Origin of the sequence: Xanthomonas chitinilytica, assembly GCF_026107455.2 — a bacterium.
GTDB classification, from domain to species: Bacteria; Pseudomonadota; Gammaproteobacteria; order Xanthomonadales; family Xanthomonadaceae; genus Stenotrophomonas; species Stenotrophomonas chitinilytica.
In genome coordinates, this window is the sequence record NZ_JAPCHY010000021.1 from 1 (window position 1) to 20,823 (window position 20,823).

Here is a 20,823-nt window from a genome sequence, read left to right on the forward strand (position 1 = left end):
GCCTCACGCAGGAAGCCGATGATCTGCTCTTCGGAAAAGCGCTTCTTCACGTCCAATCTCCTTACTCTGGGGAATTGGACTCCAGATCGCCGCGCTACTCAAAACCGGGGGGACGTCGCTGGGTCCCAGAAGTGCCGAGTAAGCCGCCTCCACCCCTCCCGCCACCCCAAATCGCACCCAACAAAGAACCCGCCGTGAGGCGGGTTCTTTGTAACGCATTGAATTTCAAATAAATTCTGGTGGCTATGGGTGGACTCGAACCACCGACCCCAGCATTATGAGTGCGGCGACCGAAGCACCAGCACTGCGGTTTCAATGCCAACTTGCCTATGCCTGGATGGAGTGCTGACCATGGTGCGCAGCCAAGGAGTCGAGGCTATTGCTCAAAACCTTTCATCCCCACCAAGGGGTGGGGCACAGAGCGGGCACAGGATGGGCACATGGCCGTCGCTGGATCAGATTTGATCAGTCGTCTTGCGAGAAGTCATTGATTTGATTGGCGCGCCCGGAGGGATTCGAACCCCCGACCAATGGCTTCGGAAGCCACTACTCTATCCGGCTGAGCTACGGGCGCGTTGTCTTGAACTTCCCCGCGTACCGGCGCTGCCGGTGATCCGGGGCACCGGCCGTTGCGGCAGGTGGAGGCGCATTCTAGCGGCAAATGATGCGCAGGTCTGCACTTGTGGCTATCCATCGTCGCCGGCTGTGGCAAAAAGCCTCCGCTGCGGGCGGGAGAGCGGTGTGCGGAGGCTCCGGAGGGAACGCCGTGGCTCCCACGGTGGGTTGCCGCCTGCCGGGGTGCGGATTGGCCGTCGTACCCGGGTCAACAGGCGCCGCTACCCACCACGTATTCCTGCCCGGTACAAGCGCGGCCGGCGGGGGAGGCCAGGAACAGCGCCATCGCCGCCACGTCGGCCGGAAGCACCGCGTCGGGCAGGCATTGGTGCGGCGGTTTCCGCTCTCCGGCGTTGCCGGGTGATGGCCGTTGCGCCATCGGGCCGGCGACGACGGTGTTGATGCGGATGCGGTCGGCACCCAGTTCGCGTGCCAAGGCGCGGGTCCAGTCCTGGCGCAGGGATCCGCTGCCGGCAGGCACGGGATATCCGCTGTTCCAGGCGATGTTGACGATGGCGCCACCGCCCAGTTCACGCATGCCCGGGATGGCGGCCTGGATGGCGAAGAAGGCCGCGCGCTGGTTCACCGCGAAGTGCCGGTCCCAGTCGCCGGGTGTGATGTCGGCCAGTGCCGGGAGCTCGTGGTGGCCGGCGCTGTTGACCAATACGTCCAGTCCGCCCAGTTCCGCCGTGGCGTCGGTGATCGCATGCTGCAGGACCGCCACGTCGCGCACGTCGCAATGGCGCCACCAGGGGCGAGTGCAGCCGTCGTCGGCCAGGCGCTGGGTCAATGCGCCGGCCTTGGTTTCGGCGATGTCGACGAAGGCCACCGTTGCGCCTTGCCGTGCGAAGGCTTCGACCACGGCCGCGCCGATGCCGGAAGCGCCGCCGGTGACGAAGACGCAGCGCCCACGCAGGTCGGGATGGCAGGCGGCGGAAGGCAAGGCGAGGGCATCCATGGCGTGTGCGTGGCGGCGGCAGGGTGTGCAACACAACGGCACGACGGCCCGCGACCGGCCACCGTGCCGCGTTCAGGCCTCGTGGCTGGCGCGGTCGAGCTGGCGGTAGCCGATGGCCTCGGTCAGGTGCAGGGTCTGGATGTCCGCGGCATCGGCCAGGTCGGCGATGCTGCGCGCCACGCGCAAAATGCGGTGCAGCGAGCGGGCGGACAGCTGCAGCCGTTCGATCGCTTGCTCCAGCAGAGTCTGGTCGCGGGGCTGCAGCCGGCAATGCAGCAGGGTTTCGGACTGGTCGAGACGGGCGTTGGCCTTGCCGGCGCGCTGCTGCTGGCGCTGGCGCGCGTGCTGCACGCGCTCGCGCACCGTGGCGCTGTCCTCCCCGGGTGGGCCGTCGCTGCGCAGGTCGCCGGGCGGCAGGCGCGGCACCGCCACGTGCAGGTCGATGCGATCCAGCAACGGGCCGGAAATGCGCGCGCGGTAGCGGCGGATGCCGTCCGGGGTGCAGCGGCAGCGGCCGCTGCTGTCGCCGGCCCAGCCGCAGGGGCAGGGATTCATCGCCGCGATCAGCTGGAAGCGGGCCGGGAACTCGGCGCTGCGCGCCGCCCGCGACACCGTCACCGCGCCCGATTCCAGCGGCTCGCGCAGTACTTCCAGCGCATGCCGGCTCCATTCCGGCAGTTCGTCGAGGAACAGCACGCCGTTGTGCGCCAGCGAGATCTCGCCCGGACGCGGATGCGAACCGCCGCCGACCAGCGCCACCGCGCTGGCGGTATGGTGCGGCGCGCGATATGGGCGCTGCCGCCAGCGTGCCGGGTCCACGCCACGGCCGCTGACCGAGGCGACGGCTGCCGTTTCCAGCGCCTCGGCTTCGCTGGCCGCCGGCAGGATGCCGGGCAGCCGCGAGGCCAGCAGGGTCTTGCCGCAGCCGGGTGAACCCATCAACAGCAGGTGGTGGCCGCCGGCCGCGGCGATCTCCAGTGCCCGCCGCGCCTGCAACTGGCCGCGGACATCGGCCAGGTCCGGCAGCCGCACCGGTTCGACGGCCGGGGCGGCGGCAGCCGGCAGCGAGGCGCTGCCATTGAGGGCGGCGCAGACTTCCAGCAGGGTACGGGCGCTGAGCACGGTCGCCTGCTGCGCCAGCGCCGCTTCGCCGGCGTTGCCCGGCGGCACCACCAGCGTGCGGCCGTCGCGGGCGGCGGCGAGCGCGGCCGGCAGCGCGCCGTCGATGCTGCGCAGCTCGCCGGTCAGCGCCAGTTCGCCGAGGAATTCATGGCCGGCCAGCGCCTGGCGGTCGATCTGGCCGCTGGCGGCCAGGATGCCCAGGGCGATGGGCAGGTCGAAGCGCCCGCCTTCCTTGGGCAGGTCGGCGGGCGCCAGGTTGATGGTGATGCGCCGGGCCGGGAATTCGAACTGCGCGCACAGGATGGCCGCACGCACGCGATCACGGGATTCGCGCACCGCCGCTTCCGGCAGGCCGACGATCTGGGTGGAGGGCAGGCCGCCGGAGAGGTGGACCTCGACCCGGACCGGAGGCGCGAGCACCCCCGCGCGGGCACGGCTGTGCACCAGCGCCAGGCTCATGGCGGCGGCAGTCAGGCGTGCGGGGGCGGTGCCGGCGGCTGGCGCAGTTCCAGCGTGGCCACCGCCTGTTCCAGGGCTTCGAGTTTCTCGCGGGTGCGCAGCAGCACCGCGCGCTGTACCTCGAACTCTTCGCGGGTGACCAGGTCGAGCTTGGCCAGTCCGGCCTGCAGGGCACTCTTGAAGGTGGCCTGCAGCTCCTCGCGCGATTCGCGCAGTCCGGGCGGCACCAGGTCGCTGAGGCGGCGGGCGAGGTCGTCGATGTGGTTGAGGTCGATCATGGTCGGTCTCCGCAGGAGGATTCGAGCCTATGGCGGCTGCGCACCTGCGGCCATCGGGGAGTGGAACGTCGGGGCGTAAGGATAATCCGATACGGCCGTGCCCACACGCCGCGCCGGAGCGGGGAATGAAGCCATCGCGCGGGTCGGCAGGCTATCCTTCGCCGGCAGACAGCAAAGGGAATGCACCGATGAAAATGATCATGGCCATCGTCAAGCCGTTCAAGCTGGACGACGTGCGCGAGGCGCTGGCCGAGCGCGGCGTCACCGGCATCACCGTGACCGAGGTGAAGGGCTTCGGGCGGCAGAAGGGCCATACCGAGCTCTACCGCGGCGCCGAGTACGTGGTCGATTTCCTGCCCAAGGTGAAGATCGAGGTGGCGGTCACCGACGCCCGGGCCGACGAGGTGGTCGAGGCCATCGTCAAGGCCGCGGCGACCGGCAAGATCGGCGACGGCAAGGTGTTCGTGTACGACCTGGGCAGCGTGGTGCGCATCCGCACCGGCGAACTGGACGCCGACGCGCTCTGATTCCCCGGGCCGGGTTTCAGCCCTGGCCCTTGATGTGCCGGTAAAGCCGCTTCCAGGCGCCGCGTATGCGGCGTACCCAGCCCGGCTCGGCCACCAGCGCGGCCTGCTCGGGAGTGGGATGCTGGCCGGTCAGGCGCTGGCGCATCTTCAGCAGGTTCTTCATGTCGCTGCGGCGCAGCTGGCGCGACACCGGGTCGTTGCGCAGCCAGCGCGGGGTGCGCCAGGCCGAGGTGAAATCGAGCAGGACCGGCACCCCGGCGCTGACCACCACGTTGGTGCCGTGCAGGTCGTTGTGGGTGATGCCGGCCGCGTGCAGGCGCATCAGTGCATTCTGCAGTTGATCGAACACCTCCTGCCCCACGCCCTGGACACCGGCGCTGAGGGTATTGCCGGGAATGAACTCCATGCCCAGCGCCAGCCCGCCGATGGTGCCGAGCAGGGCGGGAGCATGCTTCCAGCCTTGCAGCTGCCGCAGCACGCGTGCCTCGCGACGCACCAGCAGCCGGGCGATCGGCGACAGCGGGGTGCCGCGGTAGCGCCGGTAGTCCTTGACCACCGCCGGCTTGCCGTCCAGGCAGGTGCGGTAGACGTCGGGTTCGAGCAGGCGCTCGCCGCGCTTGAGCAGTTGCGCAGGGGTATCGACCAAGGCGGCGTCGGCACAGGGATTGGCGGTGTTCATGGCAAGGTCATCCGGACGCGGCGTGCGGCGCGGGAAGCGTCTTGCAGGGCCGGTCCTGGGGGGCCGCGCGCGGGCGGCGATCAAGGCTGGCGCAATTTTAGTACCCGTGGGTACAGCAAATCTGAATGTAAAAAAAATGTAGAAGTCGCGTTCTGGAACGCACTGTCGCGGCGGACTGGCGAAATAGCTGGATCGGCCGGATCTGCGCGCCGGTCCGTGCGGGCGCCATGGCCGGCCCTTCTGCCGCGGACATGAAAGAACCGAACCGCCGGGGCGAAGTGGGCTCCGTGCGCAGTCTGCAGGAGCGACGTGGGTCGCGATGGGGCATTACCGGGAAAGCCTGTCGCGACTCACGTCGCCCCTGCAGGGTTCCCGCCATGGCGGTCCAATGAAAACCCCGCGCCGCCACAGCGCGGGGTCGGGTGGCCTCCGAGGGAAGCGGCTTACTCGCCCAGCGCCTTGGCCACGAACGGCGGGGTCGCCAGCGCACCGGTGTGCTGGGCGGCGGTGTAGTACAGGGTCTCGAACGGCTTGGCGGCGGCGTCGGCCTGGCGGAAATCGAAACCGCCGGCCTTGCGTGCCATGGTCACGCTCCACCAGCCGGTCGGGTAGCACGGCTGCGGGAACGGCAGGGTCTTGAACGAGGCAAAGCCGGCCTTGCCCATCTCCTGCCGCATTTCCTTGATCAGCTCCAGCAGCGCCAGCGGCGATTCGGACTGCTGCACCAGGATGCCGTCGTCCTTGAGCGCGCGGAAGCAGCTCTCGTAGAAGGCCTTGTTGAACAGGCCCTCGGCCGGGCCGACCGGGTCGGTGGAATCGACGATGACGATGTCCACGCTGCCGGCCGGGCAGTTGGCCATGTAGGCCACGCCGTCGTCGAACAGCAGCTCGGCGCGCGGGTCGCCGTTGGCCTCGCACAGCTCGGGGAAGTACTTCTCCGACATCCGCGTGACCTGCTCGTCGATGTCGCACTGGGTGGCGCTCTCCACGCCCGGGTGCTTGAGCACCTCGCGCAGGGTGCCGCAGTCGCCGCCGCCGATGATGACCACGCGCCTGGGCGCGGCGTGGGTGAACAGCGCCGGGTGGCTGATCATCTCGTGGTAGAAGAAATTGTCGCGGCTGGTCAGCATCACTGCGCCGTCGATCAGCATCAGTTTGCCCCAGTCGGTGGTCTGGTAGATCTCGATCTTCTGGAACGGCGACTGCACCTCGTCCAGCTTGCCGCTGATGCGGTAGCCGATGGCCGAGCCGGTGGGCTGGAAGTGTTCGATGTACCAGTTGTCGTTGGTGCTCATGGGGGTCCTTGGTGGGGCGGCGGCCGTCGCCATGGATGAAGGGCGTCCGGCGGGAAGAGGGAGGCGCTGCGGCTGCGCAGGGGAGGGCGGCTCGCCCTGGCGGGCGCGGGCGATGCGTCCGGTGCCTTCGCGGCTGGCACGCCCCTGCGGCGCGCCGCGGATTGTAACGGACCCTGGCCCGGGCAGGCGTTAGAATGCACGCCCGCGCCGCGGCGGGCCTTCCGTCGCGGCAATGAAGAACGCGTCGCCACGCGCCAGACACAGCGAACAACCATGACATCCAGCCGTACTTGGTCCCTCGACCAGGCCCGCAAGACCTATTCGATTCCGCATTGGGCCGACGGCTACTTCGATGTGGACGAGGCCGGGCACGTGGTGGTGAGGCCGACCGGGGCAGGCGGCCCGGCGGTGTCGCTGCCGCAGGTGGTCGACGCCGCACGCGCGGCCGGCGCCAAGCTGCCGCTGCTGGTGCGCTTCCCGGACATCCTGGGCGAGCGCCTGGGCAAGCTGCAGGCCGCGTTCGCGCAGGCGCAGGCCGACTGGGACTACGCCGGCGGCTATACCGCGGTATATCCGATCAAGGTCAACCAGCACCGCGGCGTGGCCGGCACCCTGGCGGCCAACCACGGCGAGGGCTTCGGCCTGGAGGCCGGCAGCAAGCCGGAGCTGATGGCGGTGCTGGCGCTGTCGCGCCCGGGCGGGCTGATCGTCTGCAACGGCTACAAGGACCGCGAGTACATCCGCCTGGCGCTGATCGGGCGCAAGCTCGGCCTGCAGACCTTCATCGTCATCGAGAAGCCCTCCGAGCTGAAGCTGGTGCTGGAGGAGGCACGCGCGCTGGAGGTGAAACCGGGCCTGGGCGTGCGCATGCGCCTGGCTTCGCTGGGCGCCGGCAAGTGGCAGAACAGCGGCGGCGACAAGGCCAAGTTCGGGCTGTCGCCGCGCCAGTTGCTGGACCTGTGGAAGACCCTGCGCGACAGCGAGTACGCCGATTGCCTGAACCTGCTGCATTTCCACATGGGCAGCCAGATCAGCAACGTGCGCGACATCGCCAACGGCATGCGCGAGGCCACCCGCTACTTCGTCGAGCTCTCGCGGCTGGGCGCGAAGATCAGCCACGTCGATGTCGGCGGCGGCTTGGGCATCGACTACGAAGGCACCCGCTCGCGCAGCTACTGCTCGATCAACTACGGCCTGCACGCCTATGCCAGCAACATCGTGCAGCCGCTGGCCGAGGCCTGCGAACAGAACGGGCTGACGCCGCCGCGCATCGTCACCGAGTGCGGCCGCGCCATGACCGCGCACCACGCGGTGCTGATCGCCAATGTGTCCGAAGTGGAGCAGGCGCCGGAAGGACGCGTACCCGACGCGCACGACGACGAGCCGGCCGCGATCCGCCACCTGCGCGAGATCCACGACGAGCTGGGCGTGCGCCCGGCGGTGGAGCTGTTCCAGGAGGCCCAGCATTTCCATGCCGAGGGCCTGAGCAGCTATGCGCTGGGGCAGATCGACCTGCCGCAGCGGGCGCGCATCGACGACCTGTTCTACGCCATCGCCCACGGCGTGCGTGCGCGCCTGAGCCACGAGGAGAAGAGCCACCGCCCGATCCTGGACGAGCTCAACGACCGCCTGGTGGACAAGTACTTCGTCAATTTCTCGGTGTTCGAGTCGATCCCGGACGTATGGGCGATCGACCAGGTGTTCCCGATCGTGCCGATCGAGCGACTGGACGAGCGTCCGGACCGGCGCGGCATCGTCGCCGACATGACCTGCGACTCCGATGGCGTGGTCAAGACCTACGTCGAGAACGAGAGCCTGGACAGCTCGCTGCCGCTGCACGCGCTGCGGCACGGCGAGAGCTATCGCATCGGCTTCTTCCTGGTCGGCGCCTACCAGGAAATCCTGGGCGACATCCACAACCTGTTCGGCGACACCGACGCGGTGGAAGTGGTGGCCGACGCCGACGGCTACGTCATCACCCAGCAGCGCCGCGGCGACACCACCGACGTGATGCTCGACTACGTCGGCTACAAGCTGGACGAACTGCGCGCGGTGTACGCGCAGCGCGTGGCCGCCGCCGACCTGTCGCCAGAACGGGCGGCAGAATTGTCCGCCGCGCTGGAAGCCGGCCTGACCGGCTACACCTACCTGTCGGACGAACCGTTGGGCTGATGAGGCATTATTCACCGGCGAGCTCATGATGACGGGCTCGCGGGCGGCGCAAGCGTGCGCACCCGGGATGCGGATGGCCGCGGATCGCATGGAGGGTGGAACAGCGTGCTGGAACTACTGAAGGCAGTTGGCATGGGACTGGCGATGCTGTTGCCGCTGGCCAATCCCTTGACCACGGTCGCGCTGCTGCTGGGGCTGTCCGGCGGCATGACCGAGCGGGAACGCAACCGGCAGGCCTTGCGCGCCTCGTGCTACGTGTTCGCGATCATGATGGTGTCCTTCTACGCCGGGCACCTGGTGATGAGCACGTTCGGCATCTCGATCGACGGCCTGCGCATCGCCGGCGGCATGATCGTCGCGTACATAGGATTCCGGATGCTGTTTCCCCAGCAAGGGTTGGAGGAAACGCCGGAAGTCGAGCACCGCAACGAGGAGCTGCGGCAGCGCAGTACCGCCGACATCGCCTTCATCCCGCTGGCCATGCCCAGCACGGCGGGGCCGGGCACGATCGCGCTGATCATCAGTACCGCCGCGGAAATGAAGGATTCGGAGCCGTTCGCGCCCTGGGTGATGCTGACGGCACCGTTGCTGACCTTCCTGTTGGCCAGCGCGCTGCTGCTGCTGTGCCTGCGCAGCGCCGGCACGATCATCCGCGTGCTCGGCCACAGCGGCGTGGAGGCCTTCTCGCGGTTGATGGGCTTCCTGCTGGTATGCATGGGCGTGCAGTTCGCGATCAACGGCACGCTGGACATCATCCACGACCTGCACGCGCTGGCGTAGCGGCGCTTTTCTGCCGGGGGCAGGCGGTGCGTGAGCGGTCGGGCGGTACCGATGGTCGTGCCTGCACTATTTGGCACCGATGGCATTGCCACTTGTCCGGGTGAACCTGCAGCGGCGACGCGCACGGGGCACGGTCGCCATCCATGCGGATGGAATGCCGGGGCGAACACGGCCGGCACGCGACCACGATGATGCATGTCCGCCTGTGCCGATGCCGCAGGCACGGTTAGGATCTACGGCTGTCGCCAAGGGAATGCAACGTGCGTTATCCGGGTCTGGATCTGCTGCGCGCCATCGCCATCGTCTGGGTGATGCTGTTCCACACCTATCTGGTCGGCGGACTCGGCCCGGACTGGGGCTGGCTGGAGCGTTTCGGCTGGATGGGCGTGGACCTGTTCTTCGTGCTCAGCGGATTCCTGATCGGGCAGCAGGTACTGGCGCCGTTGGCACGTGGCGCGCGGCTCGACTTCGGCGATTTCTACCTGCGCCGCGCGCTGCGGATCCTGCCGGCATTCTGGGTGGTGCTCGCGATCTACCTGGCGTTCCCGCTGCTGCGCGAGCGGCCCGGGCTGGAGCCGTGGTGGAAGTTCGCGTTCTTCCTGTTCAACGTCACCGCCGACTACCGCAACCCGGCCTTCTCGCAGGTGTGGTCGCTGTGCGTGGAGGAACACTTCTATCTGGTCTTTCCGCTGCTGGCGCTGTGGCTGGTGCCGCGCCTGAATCCGCGCCGGTTCCTCTGGCTGTGCGCGGCGCTGGTGCTGGGCGGCGTGGCGCTGCGCACCACCATCTGGATCGTCGATGCCCGCGCCGATGCGATGGGGCAGATGGACCGCAACTGGTTCGTCGAGGACATCTACTACCCGACCTGGAATCGCCTGGATGGCCTGCTCGCCGGGGTGATGCTCGCCGCCGCCAGGGTGTTCCGTGCGCAGGCATGGGAACGTCTGCAGCAGCACGCCAACACCGTGCTGGTGGCCGGCCTGCTGTTGCTGGCGGCGGCGATGTGGTCGTTCCGCGATCGGGTGGGGCTGCCGGGCAACGCGCTGGGATGGCCGCTGCTGTCGGCGGCGATGGGGTTGCTGGTGTTCGCCGGCGCCGGAACCCGCAGCGTGATCGCGCGCTGGAAGGTGCCGGGAGCGGGCTGGCTCGCGCTTGCCTCCTACAGCCTGTATCTGGTGCACAAGCTGGTCTACGGCAACGTGCAGCGGCTGGCCGGCGACCTGATCGACGGTCGCCCGCTGCTCGCGCTGCTGGTCTATGCGGCCGCCACGCTGGCGGCCGGCGCGTTGCTGCACTACGCCGTCGAGCGGCCGTTCCTGCGCCTGCGCGGCCATCTGCTGGCGCGTCGGGCGGCGCCTGCCGGGCTTCGCGACGCTGCCTGAAACGATGCAGCCCGAACGCCCGGCGGAAGCCGGCCATGCATAGGGCGGCGACGATGGCCTATTGCGACTGGCGCGCCACCTGGAAGCCGGCGAACGACTGCGTGGTGGGCATGATTTCCAGGCGATTGATGTTCAGGTGCGGCGGCAGGGTGGCGACCCAGAAGATCTGTTCGGCGATGTCCTCGGCGGTCATCGGTTCGGCGCCGCTGTAGAGCCGGTCCGAGGCGGCCTGGTCGCCATGGGTGCGCACCACGGTGAATTCGGTTTCGGCCATGCCCGGCTCGATCGTGGTCACGCGCACGCCGGTACCGTGCAGGTCCGAGCGCAGGCCCAGCGAGAACTGGCTGACGAAGGCCTTGGTGCCGCCGTAGGCGTTGCCGCCGGGATACGGATAGACGCCGGCCACCGAGCTGATGTTGATGATCGCGCCGCGGCGCTGCACCAGTTGCGGCAGCAGGCGGTGGGTCAGCACGACCAGCGCGGTGACGTTGGTGTCGATCATCGTGCGCCAGTCCTGCAGTTCGGCGTGCTGCGCCGGCGCGGTGCCCTGCGCCAGGCCGGCGTTGTTGACCAGCAGGTCGATGCCGCGGAAGCCTTCCGGCAATGCCGCCAGCGCGGCATCCATCGCCGCCTCGTCGCGGATGTCGAAGGCGGCGGCATGGATCACGTCATCACCGAACTCGGCCACCAGCGGCTGCAGGCGCTCGGCGCGGCGGCCGGTAGCGATCACCCGCCAGCCGGCAGTAGCGAAGCGGCGCGCGGCGGCGGCGCCGAAACCGGACGTGGCACCGGTGATCAGGACGGTCTTGGACATGACAGTTACCTCGGGAAGGGACCACCGATTTTCGCACCATCGGGCACCCGGGGTGGCTCTGGCCCGGAAGGAGCGGCGGCACGGAGAGCGGAAATCCCGTCTCTCCGATCTCCCTGTAGCCGGTCCGAGCCGGCGACGCGCGTGTCCTGTCCCATTCCGGCAGCGAGTGCACAAGTACGAGCGACACACGAAAACTCCCGCGCAGCCCTGCACATGAAGATGTGGAATATCGTGATGGAGAAGCGGCCCCTTGAATCAAGGGCGCGCGCCGGCAGGCACGGGGTTGTGGCGAGGATGGGCACGGGTTCCGAGGTTTGCTGCGCGAACCTTGGGGTAGTCGCGCACCCGGCGCAGTGGCCACTACACCCAGATCGGTAGGGCGCAGCATGCCCTGGCTGGTCACGCCGCCAGGTGCATGAAGATGTGGAATATCGTGCTGGAGGAGCAGCCCCTTTGAGTCAAAGGGGACGCGCCGACAGGCGCGGGGTTGTGGCGAGGATGGGCATGGGGCCCAAGGTTTGCTGCGCAAACCTTGGGGTCGTCGCGCACCCGGCGCAGTGGCCACTACACCCAGATCGGTAGGGCGCAGCGCCCTGGCTGGTCACGCAGCCCGGTGCATGAAGATGTGGAATATCGTGCTGGAGGAGCAGCCCCCTTTGAGTCAAAGGGGGCGCGCCGACAGGCGCGGGGTTGTGGCGAGGATGGGCATGGGGCCCAAGGTTTGCTGCGCAAACCTTGGGGTAACACCGCCCACGGCGGTGTTACTGCGCCTTGATCGCCATCGCCTGCATGCCGTTGCTGGCGAGCTTCTGCTTGGCCTCGGCCAACTCGCCGGCGCTGCCGTACGGCCCCATGCGCACGCGGTACACGGTCTTGTCGCCGATCTGCGCCGATTCCACCCGTGCGCTCAGGCCCATCATCGCCAGCTTGGCCTTGGTGGCCTCGGCGTCGCCGGAGGCACCGAAGGCGCCGGCCTGCAGGATGTAGCGCACGTTGCTTTCGGCCGCCACGGCCGCCGGAGCGGATGCAGGCGGAGCAGTGGAGGCTGCCGCGTCAGGAGCCGGGGCGGAGGTCGCCGGTGTCGGTTCGCGCGACGGAGCCGGCGTCGGGGTTTCGGGTACCGCTGCCGGCAGCGGGGCGGCCGCCACCGGGCGGCCTTCCAGCGCGGCGCGCGCGCGCTGCGCCTCGGCCTGGGCGCGGCGTTGCTCCTCGGCGCGGGCGCTGGCGGCCAGTTCGGCATCGGACATCTGCACTTCCTTGCCGGGCAGCAGGGTGTAGAAGTCGTATTGGGTGGCGGGCTTCTCGGCCTCGCCGCCACGGCCGGCCGGCCGCGGCAGTTCCACCGCCGCGTCGATGTCGGCATCGGCCACCGGTGCCGGCTGTGCGTTCGGGTTCGGCTGCGGACCGACCCGCAGGAAGCCGTCGCCGTCCTTCTTGAACAGGTTCGGCGCTGCCAGGAACACCACGGCCGCGATCGCCGCGCCGGCAACCAGCCACACCCAGGCGGGCGTGCCGTTGTTGCTGTTGCGCCGTGCCTGGCTCTTGCCGCGTCGTGCTGCCATCTACCTACGTCTCCTCGCTTACATCTTTTCCGGGGCGCTGACGCCCAGGATGCCCAGGCCGTTGGCCAGTACCTGCCGCGCGGCGCAGGCGAGCGCCAGCTTGGCGTTGCGTTCGTCCGCAGCTTCCACGAGCACCGGTGTGCCGTGATACCACGTGTGGAAAGCGTGCGCCAATTCACGCAGGTACTGCGCGATCAAATGCGGTTCCAGTACCTGGCCGGCGCCTTCCACCACTTCCGGATAACGCGAGATCTCGGTCATCAGCCACAGCGAGGTCTCGTCGCCCAGCAGCGACAGCGCCGCCAGACCGTCGGCCTGCGAATAGCCCAGGCCCTTCTCCTGCGCCTGGCGCAGCAGGCTGCAGACGCGGGCATGCGCGTACTGCACGTAGAACACCGGGTTGTCGTTGCTCTGCTGGCGCGCCAGGTCGATGTCGAAGGTCAGTTGCGAGTCGGGTTTGCGCGCGATCAGGAACCAGCGCGTCGCATCGCGCCCGGCTTCCTCGATCAGGTCGCGCAGGGTGAAGTAGCTGCCGGCGCGCTTGGACAGTTTCACTTCCTCGCCGCCGCGCATCACCGTCACCATCTGGTGCAGCACGTATTCCGGCCAGCCCTGCGGGATGCCGATGTCCAGCGCCTGCAGGCCGGCCTTCACCCGCGCCAGCGAGCCGTGGTGGTCGGCGCCCAGCTCGGTGATGGCGCGCTCGTAGCCGCGCTGCCACTTGGACAGGTGGTAGGCCACGTCCGGAACGAAGTAGGTGTAGGTGCCGTCGGACTTGCGCATCACGCGGTCCTTGTCGTCGCCGAAGTCGGTCGAGCGCAGCCACAGCGCGCCGCCTTCCTCGTAGGTGTGGCCGGAGGCGACCAGCTGGTTCACAGCCTCTTCGACCTTGCCGTCCTTGTACAGCGAGCTTTCCAGGAAGTAGATGTCGAAATCCACGCCGAATGCGGCCAGGTCCAGGTTCTGCTCGTTGCGCAGCCAGGCCACGGCGAAGCGGCGGATCGCCTCCAGGTTGTCCGGGTCGCGCGCGCCGACCACCGAGTGGCCTTCCAGCTCGACGCTGGCGCCGGCCAGGTAGGCGTCGGCCACGTCCTGGATGTAATCGCCGCGGTAGCCCGATTCCGGCCAGCCGGCGTCGTCGGGCTTGAGGCCCTTGGCGCGCGCCTGCACCGACAGCGCCAGGTTCTCGATCTGCACGCCGGCGTCGTTGTAGTAGAACTCGCGCTTGGCGGCCCAGCCGTTGGCGTCGAGCAGCCGCGCCAGGCAGTCGCCGATGGCGGCGGCGCGGCCGTGGCCGACGTGCAGCGGACCGGTCGGGTTGGCCGAGACGTATTCCACGCCCACGGTGCGGCCGTTGCCGGACAGGCTGCGACCGTAGTCGGCGCCTTCCTTGAGCACGCTGGACACCTCGCGCTGGTAGGCGCTGGGAGCCAGGTGGAAGTTGATGAAGCCGGGGCCGGCGATCTCGATCCTGGCCACGTCGTCGCTCTTGGGCAGCGCTTCGACCAGCGCCTGCGCCAGTGCGCGCGGGTTGCTGCGCGCGGCCTTGGCCAGCAGCATCGCGGCATTGGTGGCGAAATCGCCGTGTTCGCGGGTCTTGGGCCGTTCGACCACGAAGTCCGGCGGCAGGGTGTCGGCAGGCAGGCTGCCGTTGGCGCGCAAGGCTTCGATGCCTTGGCCGATCAGGGCGCGGAGTAGGGGTTTCACGTGAGGTCTGCTTGAAGCGCGGAACTGGGCATTTTACCCGACCGCGTGGCCGCTGGCCGGGATGCGGTTCAGGCGGGGGCCATCGGCGCTCGTCCGCCGTCGGCATGGGCCCGGCCGCGGCGTGGGTGGCGGTTCACACCCAGCCGCGTGCGGCCAGCGATACCGGGGCGCCGTCGCCGATCACGAAATGGTCCAGCAACCGCACCTCCACCAGGCCCAGCGCGTGCCGCAGGCGCTCGGTGACGGCCCGGTCGGCGGCCGAGGGTTCCGGGTTGCCGGAGGGGTGGTTGTGGCCGACGATCACCGCCGCGGCATTGTGCGCCAGCGCCCGCCGCACCACCTCGCGCGGGTGCACCTCGGCGCCGTCGAGGGTGCCGCTGAACAGTTCCTCGAAGGCCAGCGCACGGTGGCGGATGTCCAGGAACAGCGCGGCGAACACCTCGTGGGGGCGCGGCCGCAGGCGCTGGGCGAAGTAGCGGCCGGCGGCCATCGGGTCGCTGAGGGTGGCGCCGCGTTCCAGATCGGCGGCCAGGTGCCGCTGGCCCAGCTCCAACGCCGCGGCCAGCTTGCAGGCCCGGGCCGGGCCCAGCCCGGGCAGCCGGGCCAGGTCGCCGGGTTCGCGGTCCAGCAGCCGCCGCAGCGGGCCGTGGTCGTTGAGCAGGTCGCGCGAGGTCTGCACCGCGTCGCGGCCACGCAGGCCCGAGCCCAGGAAGATCGCCAGCAGCTCGGCGTCGGACAGTACGCCGGCGCCGCGGGCCAGCAGCTTCTCGCGGGGGCGTTCGGTGGTGGGCCAGTCGCGTATGTGCATATGCCGAGCATGGCCCCCGGCATGCGCGGCCGGCATCAGGCGCTGATGACCCTTCGGGTAAGCTAATCGCTCTTGTACGGGTAGGAATTTCCCCACGTGACCGGCTCTCCCCTTGCTTCCCCGGCGCAGGCGCGCGCGCTGGCAGGACAGAAGCTGCTGCTGTGCGTCGGCGGCGGCATCGCCGCCTACAAATCGCTGGAACTGGTGCGGCGCCTGCGCGATGCCGGGGCCCAGGTGCAGGTGGCGATGACCGCCGGCGCGCAGCAGTTCGTGACCCCGCTCAGCTTCCAGGCGCTGTCCGGGCACCCCACCCGCACCACGCTGTGGGACGCCGCCGCCGAGCAGGCGATGGGGCATATCGAACTGGCGCGCTGGGCCGACCGGATCGTCGTCGCCCCGGCCACCGCCGACCTGCTGGCGCGGCTGGCCCACGGCAACGCCGACGACCTGGTGACCACCCTGTGCCTGGCCACCACCGCGCCGTTGACCGTCTGCCCGGCGATGAACCACCGCATGTGGCTGCACCCGGCCACCCAGGCCAACATCGCGCTGCTGCGCGAGCGCGGCGCACAGGTGATCGGGCCCGAGGACGGCCCGCTGGCCGAGGGCGAATCCGGGCCGGGCCGGCTCAGCGAGCCGGCGACGATCGTCGCGGCGCTGTCCGGGGTTCCGGGCGCAGGCGGCACGGCCGGGGTCCGCGAGCCCACCGCGTTGACCGGGTTGCGCATCGTCATCAGTGCCGGCCCGACCTACGAGGACCTGGACCCGGTGCGCTACGTCGGCAACCGCAGCAGCGGCAAGATGGGCTATGCGCTGGCCGCCGCCGCCGCCCGCCAGGGCGCGCAGGTGGTGTTGGTCAGCGGCCCGGTGCAGATGCCGACCCCGGTCGGGGTGCAGCGGGTGGACGTACGCTCGGCCGCGCAGATGCGCGAGGCGGTGCTGGCGGCGTTGCCGGCCGACATCTTCATCGGCGCCGCGGCGGTGGCCGATTACACCCCGCGCCAGGTCTCGGCGCAGAAGCTGAAGAAGACCGCCGGCAGCCAGACCCTGACCCTGGAGCTGGTGCGCACCCCCGACATCCTGGCCGAAGTGGCCACCCAGACCCAGACGCTGAAGCTGGTGGTCGGCTTCGCCGCCGAGACCCACGACGTCGAGCGCTACGCGCGCGGCAAGCTGGCCGACAAGCGGCTGGACCTGATCATCGCCAACCAGGTGGGCGTGGCCGGCAGCGGCTTCGAGAGCGACCAGAACGCGGCCACCGCCTACTGGCAGGACGGCGAGCGGGCCTTCCCCGCCACCGCCAAGACCGAACTGGCCGAGCAGCTGCTGGCCCTGATCGCAGAGAGGTTGAACGCATGACCCAGGCCCCCGGCTTGCAGCCGTTGCAGGTGAAGTTGCTGGATCCGCGCTTCGGCGACAGCTGGCCGCTGCCGGCCTACGCCACCGAATCCAGCGCCGGCATGGACCTGCGCGCGGCGATCGATGCGCCGATGGCGCTGGCACCCGGCGACGCGGCACTGCTGCCCAGCGGCATCGCCATCCACATCGCCGATCCGGGGCTGTGCGCGGTGGTGCTGCCGCGCTCGGGGCTGGGGCACCGCCATGGCATCGTGCTGGGCAACGGCACCGGGCTGATCGATGCCGACTACCAGGGGCCGCTGCTGATCAGCGTCTGGAACCGCGGCCGGGAAACGTTCACCATCGAGCCTGGCGACCGTATCGCGCAGCTGGTGGTGCTGCCGATCGTGCGCGTGGCGTTGCAGGTAGTGGATACTTTCATCGACAGTGCACGGGGAACGGGTGGATTCGGCCATACCGGGGTGCGCTGACAGGGGATTGTCACAATGAGCGATGCGAATGAAAGCGGGCGGCCGCGTGCCGGACTGGGCCGCTCGGTACCGCTGTTGGCGGTGACGTTGCTGTTGCTGGCCGGCTGGTTCGGCTGGAGTGGATTCAACCAGTGGCGGCAGGGCGCGGTCAGCGCCCAGCTGGAACAGGCCCGCGACCAGGCGGTGGCGGGGCTGGAGAAGGCCATCGCCGGGCAGGCCACGCAGATGGCCAAGCTGCTGCAGTCCGAACCGGTGGCCGCCGCGCTGGGCCGGGGCGATGCCGATGCGACGGCCATGGCGATCCGCGAGAACTGGCCCGGCGTCGAGGACGTGCAGGTGCTGGGCGCCACGTTGGACGCGGCCTATGCCGATGCCGCCGCCTTCGGCTACTCGCGGCTGGCGCTGCTGGAACTGGCGCTGCGCGATGGCGAACCGGTGGCGCGGGTGGTGCGCGACGGCGGCGACCAGCGCCTGGGCGTGGCCGCGCCGGCGAAACTGGGCGACGCCCAGGCCGTGATCTACGTACGCCAGCCGCTGTTGCGCCTGACCGGCGTGTTCGACGGCATCCGGTCGCCGGGCAGCGCCTACCTGGCGCTGCGCCAGGGCGGGCACAACGTCGTCGAACACGGCACCCGGAGCCTGGGCAATGGCGCCGAGGCACTGGCGCGGCCGGTCGGCCAGACCGGATTGCGGGTGGCCGCGGCGCTGCCGGACATCGATCCCGGCCCGCTCGGCCTGGGCCCGATCCCGTGCCTGGTGGTGACCGTCCTGCTGGTGCTGCTGGTGCTGTTGCTGGTGCTGGGCAAGGGGCGGGTGCCGCTGCCGCGGCGCAAGACGGCCGAAGCCGAGGTGGAGAGCGGGCCGACCCTGCGCCAGAGCCTGGAGCAGGAGCCGCTGCCGGCGGCGCCGACGGCACGTACCGCCGACGTGGACACCCCGGATATGGCGCCGCAGTCGGTGGCCGCGGATATTTTCCGCGCCTACGACATCCGCGGCGTGGTCGGGCGCGACCTGAACCCGGGCGTGGCCGCGTTGATCGGCCAGGCGATCGGCAGCGTGATGCAGGCCCAGGGCCTGCGCGACATCGTGGTGGGCCGTGACGGCCGGCTGTCGGGCCCGGAGCTGTCCGAGGGCCTGATCGAGGGCCTGCGCCGCGCCGGCTGCGAGGTGATCGACATCGGCCAGGCACCCACCCCGGTGGTGTATTTCGCCAGCTACCACCTGCGCGCCGGCAGCTGCGTGGCGGTCACCGGCAGCCACAACCCGCCGGACTACAACGGCTTCAAGATCGTGGTCGGCGGCGAGACCCTGTCCGGCGAGGCCATCACCGAGCTGTACCAGCGCATCGGCGAGGGCCGCCTGCACACCGCCGCCGCGCCGGGCAGCCTGCAGCAGCGCGAGGTGGCCGCCGACTACATCCAGCGCATCGCCGACGACGTGCAGCTGGACCGCCCGCTCAAGGTGGTGGCCGACGCCGGCAACGGCGTGGCCGGCGACATCGCGCCGCAGCTGCTGGAAGCGATCGGTGCCGAGGTCATCCCGCTGTACTGCGACGTCGACGGCACCTTCCCCAACCACCACCCGGACCCGAGCGAGCCGCACAACCTCGAGGACCTGATCCAGACGGTCAAGCGCTTCGACGCCGACCTGGGCCTGGCCTTCGACGGCGACGGCGACCGCCTGGGCGTGGTGACCAAGGAAGGCAAGATCATCTATCCCGACCGGCTGCTGATGCTGTTCGCCGCCGACGTGCTGCAGCGCAATCCCGGCGCGCTGGTGATCTACGACGTCAAGTGCAGCGGCAAGCTGTCCGACTACGTGCTGCGCCATGGCGGCAGCCCGATGATGTGGAAGACCGGGCATTCGCTGATCAAGGCCAAGATGCGCGAGACCGACGCCGAGCTGGCCGGCGAGATGAGCGGCCACTTCTTCTTCAAGGAGCGCTGGTACGGCTTCGACGATGGCCTGTACGCGGCCGCGCGCCTGCTGGAGGTCCTGGCCCAGTGCGAGGAGACCCCGTCCGAGGTGCTGGCCGAGCTGCCCGACAGCGTGGCCACGCCGGAGATCAAGGTGCCGGTCGGCGAGGGCACGCCGCACGCCCAGGTGGCGCTGTTCGTGGCCGCCGCGCAGGCCGAGGAGTCGCCGTTCGCCGCCGCGCGGCTGTCCACCATCGACGGCCTGCGTGCCGACTTCAGCGATGGCTGGGGCCTGGTCCGCGCCTCCAACACCACGCCGGTGCTGGTGCTGCGCTTCGAGGCCAACGACGCTGCGGCGCTGGAACGGATCAAGGGCCTGTTCCGCACCCAGCTGCAGCAACTGCTGCCCGGCATCGAGCCGGGCTTCTGAAACGCGGAAGGGGCGGCCAGCGGCCGCCCCTCCGTCTACCTGCCCGCGGGCCGTTCAGCCGCGCGGCGAGGTTGCGATGCCCTTCAGCAGCCGATAACGCTGCAGGGTCTCCTCGATTTCCCCGTCCAGCCCTTCCCGCTGCTGCTCGAACGAGCGCTGCTGGCGCTGCTGCACCAGCAGTTCGCGGTGGCGCTGGCGGATGTCGTCGACCTGCTTGTCGGCCACCTTCTGCCCGGCCAGCTCGCGGTCGCCGGCGGTGCGCAGCAGGCTCACCAGCGCATCGCGCAGGCTGGCCACGTTGTAGCGCGCGGTCTGGATGTTGTTGTCGACGATGCCGATGCGCTCGCTGAACACGCGGCGCAGGTCCTCCTCGCTCTGGTAGGTGGTCAGCATCGCCTGCTCGGTGCGCCGGCGGGTCTCTTCGGCGGCGCGGTCGGCCCGGCGCTGGGCTTCCTGCACCGCGGCCTCGACGCGCTCTTCGGCGGTGAGCGCGCGCTGGACCTCGGCGCTGCGCAGGCCGCTGCGCGAGTTGAACTCGTCGCGGGCGCTGTTCACCGCCTCCGGCGGCAGCGTGTCCGAACAGATGCGCTGCCCGCCCTGGTCCCAGCAATACAGCTTCTTGGCCGGCGCGCCGGCTTTCTGCGCGGCCGCCGGGGCGGCCAGCACCGCCAGCAGCGCCAGGCCCAATACACCCGGTTTTGAACGAATCGGCATCATGGCAGCCCCCTGCTGTCAGCCTGATGGATGGCTCCCGTAACGGGCCCGGTAGGCCAGCAACGGTTCCCTGAAACCGACAAGTTCCGGGTTTCCGGAGGCGAATGCAAGCAGGTCGCCCAGGTCGGCCACCGCCACCACCGGGATGCCGGCTTCCTCGGCCACCGCCTGCGCGGCCGAGCGCGGATCCTGCTCCGAGGCGATCTCCTGGCGGTCCAGCGCCACCACGATCCCGGCCGGGCGGCCGCCGGCGGTGCGGATGATCGCCAGCGCCTCGCGGATGGCGGTGCCGGCGGTAATCACGTCGTCCACGATCAGCACCCGCTTGCCGGCCATGTCCGCGCCGATCAGGGTGCCGCCCTCGCCGTGGTCCTTGGCCTCCTTGCGGTTGAACGCCAGCGGCAGGTCGCGGCCGCGGCGGGCGTATTCACAGGCCAGCGCGGTGGCCAGCGGGATGCCCTTGTAGGCCGGGCCGAACACCAGCTCGAACTGCAGCCCGGCCGCATCGGTGGCGTCGGCGTAGCAGGCGGCCAGTTCGGCCATGCGCAGGCCCGAATCGAAGCGGCCGGCGTTGAAGAAGTACGGGCTCAGGCGCCCGGACTTGAGGGTGAACTGGCCAAAGCGCAGCGCGTCGGCGCCCAGCGCCAGCTGCAGGAAACGGGTGCGATGATCGCTCATGGATGCCGGTCGTCTTGTCGAAAGCGGTAAAGCGTAAAGCATGGCTTCGGGGAATGCTGGCGCGAGCGGGTATGCTCTTGCCGGTCATTGCCCCGCTC

At 69.8% G+C, this 20,823-nt stretch carries 18 protein-coding genes and 1 tRNA gene; 7 read left to right on the forward strand and 12 right to left on the reverse strand.

The features are described 5' to 3' along the window. Nucleotides 1–497 precede the first annotated feature (497 nt). The 4 genes from OK345_RS17170 to ubiK form a co-directional block, all read right to left on the reverse strand. Nucleotides 498–574 (reverse strand) — tRNA-Arg (locus OK345_RS17170). A gap of 249 nt (nt 575–823) precedes the next feature. After that, nucleotides 824–1,573: an SDR family NAD(P)-dependent oxidoreductase gene (locus OK345_RS17175; protein WP_265129228.1), complete on the reverse strand. Its 750-nt coding sequence runs from the start codon at nt 1,571–1,573 to the stop codon at nt 824–826. A gap of 72 nt (nt 1,574–1,645) precedes the next feature. After that, nucleotides 1,646–3,154 carry a YifB family Mg chelatase-like AAA ATPase gene (locus OK345_RS17180; RefSeq protein WP_265129229.1) on the reverse strand — a complete coding sequence of 503 codons (1,509 nt, stop codon included), beginning with the start codon at nt 3,152–3,154 and terminating at the stop codon, nt 1,646–1,648. A gap of 11 nt (nt 3,155–3,165) precedes the next feature. After that, nucleotides 3,166–3,432, reverse strand: coding sequence for a ubiquinone biosynthesis accessory factor UbiK (ubiK, locus tag OK345_RS17185; protein WP_265129230.1), 267 nt, complete (start codon nt 3,430–3,432; stop codon nt 3,166–3,168). A 188-nt stretch (nt 3,433–3,620) separates the two neighbouring features. On the opposite strand from ubiK, the gene OK345_RS17190 reads away from it, so the two are divergent. Beyond that, entirely contained in the window at nt 3,621–3,959 is a 339-nt protein-coding gene (locus tag OK345_RS17190; protein WP_265129231.1) for a P-II family nitrogen regulator, read from the forward strand. 16 nt (nt 3,960–3,975) lie between these two features. Here the strand turns inward: OK345_RS17190 and OK345_RS17195 are convergent, their stop codons facing one another. Together OK345_RS17195 and speE are read right to left on the reverse strand one after the other, a co-directional pair. Further along, nucleotides 3,976–4,638: an RIO1 family regulatory kinase/ATPase domain-containing protein gene (locus OK345_RS17195; RefSeq protein WP_265129232.1), complete on the reverse strand. Its 663-nt coding sequence runs from the start codon at nt 4,636–4,638 to the stop codon at nt 3,976–3,978. Between the two features lie 443 nt (nt 4,639–5,081). Next, nucleotides 5,082–5,933: a polyamine aminopropyltransferase gene (gene speE, locus OK345_RS17200; RefSeq protein WP_265129233.1), complete on the reverse strand. Its 852-nt coding sequence runs from the start codon at nt 5,931–5,933 to the stop codon at nt 5,082–5,084. Between the two features lie 273 nt (nt 5,934–6,206). Between speE and speA the strand changes: the two genes are divergently transcribed. The 3 genes from speA to OK345_RS17215 all read left to right on the forward strand — a co-directional run bounded on the left by speA (nt 6,207) and on the right by OK345_RS17215 (nt 10,267). Then, complete coding sequence (gene speA, locus OK345_RS17205; RefSeq protein WP_265129234.1) at nt 6,207–8,105, forward strand: arginine decarboxylase; 1,899 nt, start codon at nt 6,207–6,209, stop codon at nt 8,103–8,105. 105 nt (nt 8,106–8,210) lie between these two features. Next, nucleotides 8,211–8,885 (forward strand): MarC family NAAT transporter, encoded by a 675-nt coding sequence (locus OK345_RS17210; protein WP_265129235.1) that lies wholly within the window; start codon nt 8,211–8,213, stop codon nt 8,883–8,885. Nucleotides 8,886–9,145: 260 nt separating this feature from the next. Beyond that, nucleotides 9,146–10,267, forward strand: a complete 1,122-nt coding sequence (locus tag OK345_RS17215) for an acyltransferase family protein (protein WP_265129236.1) — start codon at nt 9,146–9,148, stop codon at nt 10,265–10,267. Nucleotides 10,268–10,325: 58 nt separating this feature from the next. Here OK345_RS17215 and OK345_RS17220 read toward each other — a convergent pair whose 3' ends face one another. The 4 genes from OK345_RS17220 to radC form a co-directional block, all read right to left on the reverse strand. Then, the gene (locus OK345_RS17220) at nt 10,326–11,081 is read right to left on the reverse strand and encodes an SDR family NAD(P)-dependent oxidoreductase (protein ID WP_265129237.1); all 756 of its coding nucleotides are present in this window, start codon (nt 11,079–11,081) and stop codon (nt 10,326–10,328) included. 761 nt (nt 11,082–11,842) lie between these two features. Continuing rightward, nucleotides 11,843–12,643 (reverse strand): SPOR domain-containing protein, encoded by an 801-nt coding sequence (locus tag OK345_RS17225; protein ID WP_265129238.1) that lies wholly within the window; start codon nt 12,641–12,643, stop codon nt 11,843–11,845. Nucleotides 12,644–12,661: 18 nt separating this feature from the next. Then, nucleotides 12,662–14,350 carry an arginine--tRNA ligase gene (gene argS, locus OK345_RS17230; protein ID WP_265129239.1) on the reverse strand — a complete coding sequence of 563 codons (1,689 nt, stop codon included), beginning with the start codon at nt 14,348–14,350 and terminating at the stop codon, nt 12,662–12,664. Between the two features lie 133 nt (nt 14,351–14,483). Beyond that, nucleotides 14,484–15,158: a RadC family protein gene (gene radC / locus OK345_RS17235; protein WP_265129240.1), complete on the reverse strand. Its 675-nt coding sequence runs from the start codon at nt 15,156–15,158 to the stop codon at nt 14,484–14,486. A 96-nt stretch (nt 15,159–15,254) separates the two neighbouring features. Between radC and coaBC the strand changes: the two genes are divergently transcribed. From coaBC to OK345_RS17250, 3 genes are read left to right on the forward strand one after another with little or no spacing between them, the layout of a single operon-like run. Continuing rightward, nucleotides 15,255–16,517 (forward strand): bifunctional phosphopantothenoylcysteine decarboxylase/phosphopantothenate--cysteine ligase CoaBC, encoded by a 1,263-nt coding sequence (gene coaBC / locus OK345_RS17240; RefSeq protein WP_265129241.1) that lies wholly within the window; start codon nt 15,255–15,257, stop codon nt 16,515–16,517. Further along, a complete protein-coding gene (gene dut, locus OK345_RS17245) occupies nt 16,514–16,987 on the forward strand; it encodes a dUTP diphosphatase (protein ID WP_265129242.1) in 474 nt (157 codons plus the stop codon). Before coaBC ends, dut begins: the two co-directional genes overlap by 4 nt. A 15-nt stretch (nt 16,988–17,002) precedes the next feature. Beyond that, nucleotides 17,003–19,333, forward strand: a complete 2,331-nt coding sequence (locus OK345_RS17250; RefSeq protein WP_265129243.1) for a phosphomannomutase/phosphoglucomutase — start codon at nt 17,003–17,005, stop codon at nt 19,331–19,333. Nucleotides 19,334–19,387: 54 nt separating this feature from the next. On the opposite strand, the gene OK345_RS17255 is transcribed toward OK345_RS17250, so the two are convergent. Together OK345_RS17255 and pyrE are read right to left on the reverse strand one after the other, a co-directional pair. Continuing rightward, nucleotides 19,388–20,047: a coiled-coil domain-containing protein gene (locus tag OK345_RS17255; RefSeq protein ID WP_265129244.1), complete on the reverse strand. Its 660-nt coding sequence runs from the start codon at nt 20,045–20,047 to the stop codon at nt 19,388–19,390. 18 nt (nt 20,048–20,065) lie between these two features. Then, on the reverse strand, nt 20,066–20,725 hold the full coding sequence (pyrE, locus tag OK345_RS17260; protein ID WP_265129245.1) for an orotate phosphoribosyltransferase: 660 nt from the start codon (nt 20,723–20,725) through the stop codon (nt 20,066–20,068). Nucleotides 20,726–20,823: the final 98 nt, after the last annotated feature.

What these genes read in the sequence shown, in the direction of transcription:
- OK345_RS17175 (WP_265129228.1), bottom strand. Translation starts at nt 1,573, where the DNA reads ATGGATGCCCTCGCCTTGCCTTCCGCCGCCTGCCATCCCGACCTGCGT.
- OK345_RS17180 (WP_265129229.1), bottom strand. Translation starts at nt 3,154, where the DNA reads ATGAGCCTGGCGCTGGTGCACAGCCGTGCCCGCGCGGGGGTGCTCGCG.
- ubiK (WP_265129230.1), bottom strand. Translation starts at nt 3,432, where the DNA reads ATGATCGACCTCAACCACATCGACGACCTCGCCCGCCGCCTCAGCGAC.
- OK345_RS17190 (WP_265129231.1), top strand. Translation starts at nt 3,621, where the DNA reads ATGAAAATGATCATGGCCATCGTCAAGCCGTTCAAGCTGGACGACGTG.
- OK345_RS17195 (WP_265129232.1), bottom strand. Translation starts at nt 4,638, where the DNA reads ATGAACACCGCCAATCCCTGTGCCGACGCCGCCTTGGTCGATACCCCT.
- speE (WP_265129233.1), bottom strand. Translation starts at nt 5,933, where the DNA reads ATGAGCACCAACGACAACTGGTACATCGAACACTTCCAGCCCACCGGC.
- speA (WP_265129234.1), top strand. Translation starts at nt 6,207, where the DNA reads ATGACATCCAGCCGTACTTGGTCCCTCGACCAGGCCCGCAAGACCTAT.
- OK345_RS17220 (WP_265129237.1), bottom strand. Translation starts at nt 11,081, where the DNA reads ATGTCCAAGACCGTCCTGATCACCGGTGCCACGTCCGGTTTCGGCGCC.
- OK345_RS17225 (WP_265129238.1), bottom strand. Translation starts at nt 12,643, where the DNA reads ATGGCAGCACGACGCGGCAAGAGCCAGGCACGGCGCAACAGCAACAAC.
- radC (WP_265129240.1), bottom strand. Translation starts at nt 15,158, where the DNA reads ATGCACATACGCGACTGGCCCACCACCGAACGCCCCCGCGAGAAGCTG.
- dut (WP_265129242.1), top strand. Translation starts at nt 16,514, where the DNA reads ATGACCCAGGCCCCCGGCTTGCAGCCGTTGCAGGTGAAGTTGCTGGAT.
- OK345_RS17250 (WP_265129243.1), top strand. Translation starts at nt 17,003, where the DNA reads ATGAGCGATGCGAATGAAAGCGGGCGGCCGCGTGCCGGACTGGGCCGC.
- OK345_RS17255 (WP_265129244.1), bottom strand. Translation starts at nt 20,047, where the DNA reads ATGCCGATTCGTTCAAAACCGGGTGTATTGGGCCTGGCGCTGCTGGCG.
- pyrE (WP_265129245.1), bottom strand. Translation starts at nt 20,725, where the DNA reads ATGAGCGATCATCGCACCCGTTTCCTGCAGCTGGCGCTGGGCGCCGAC.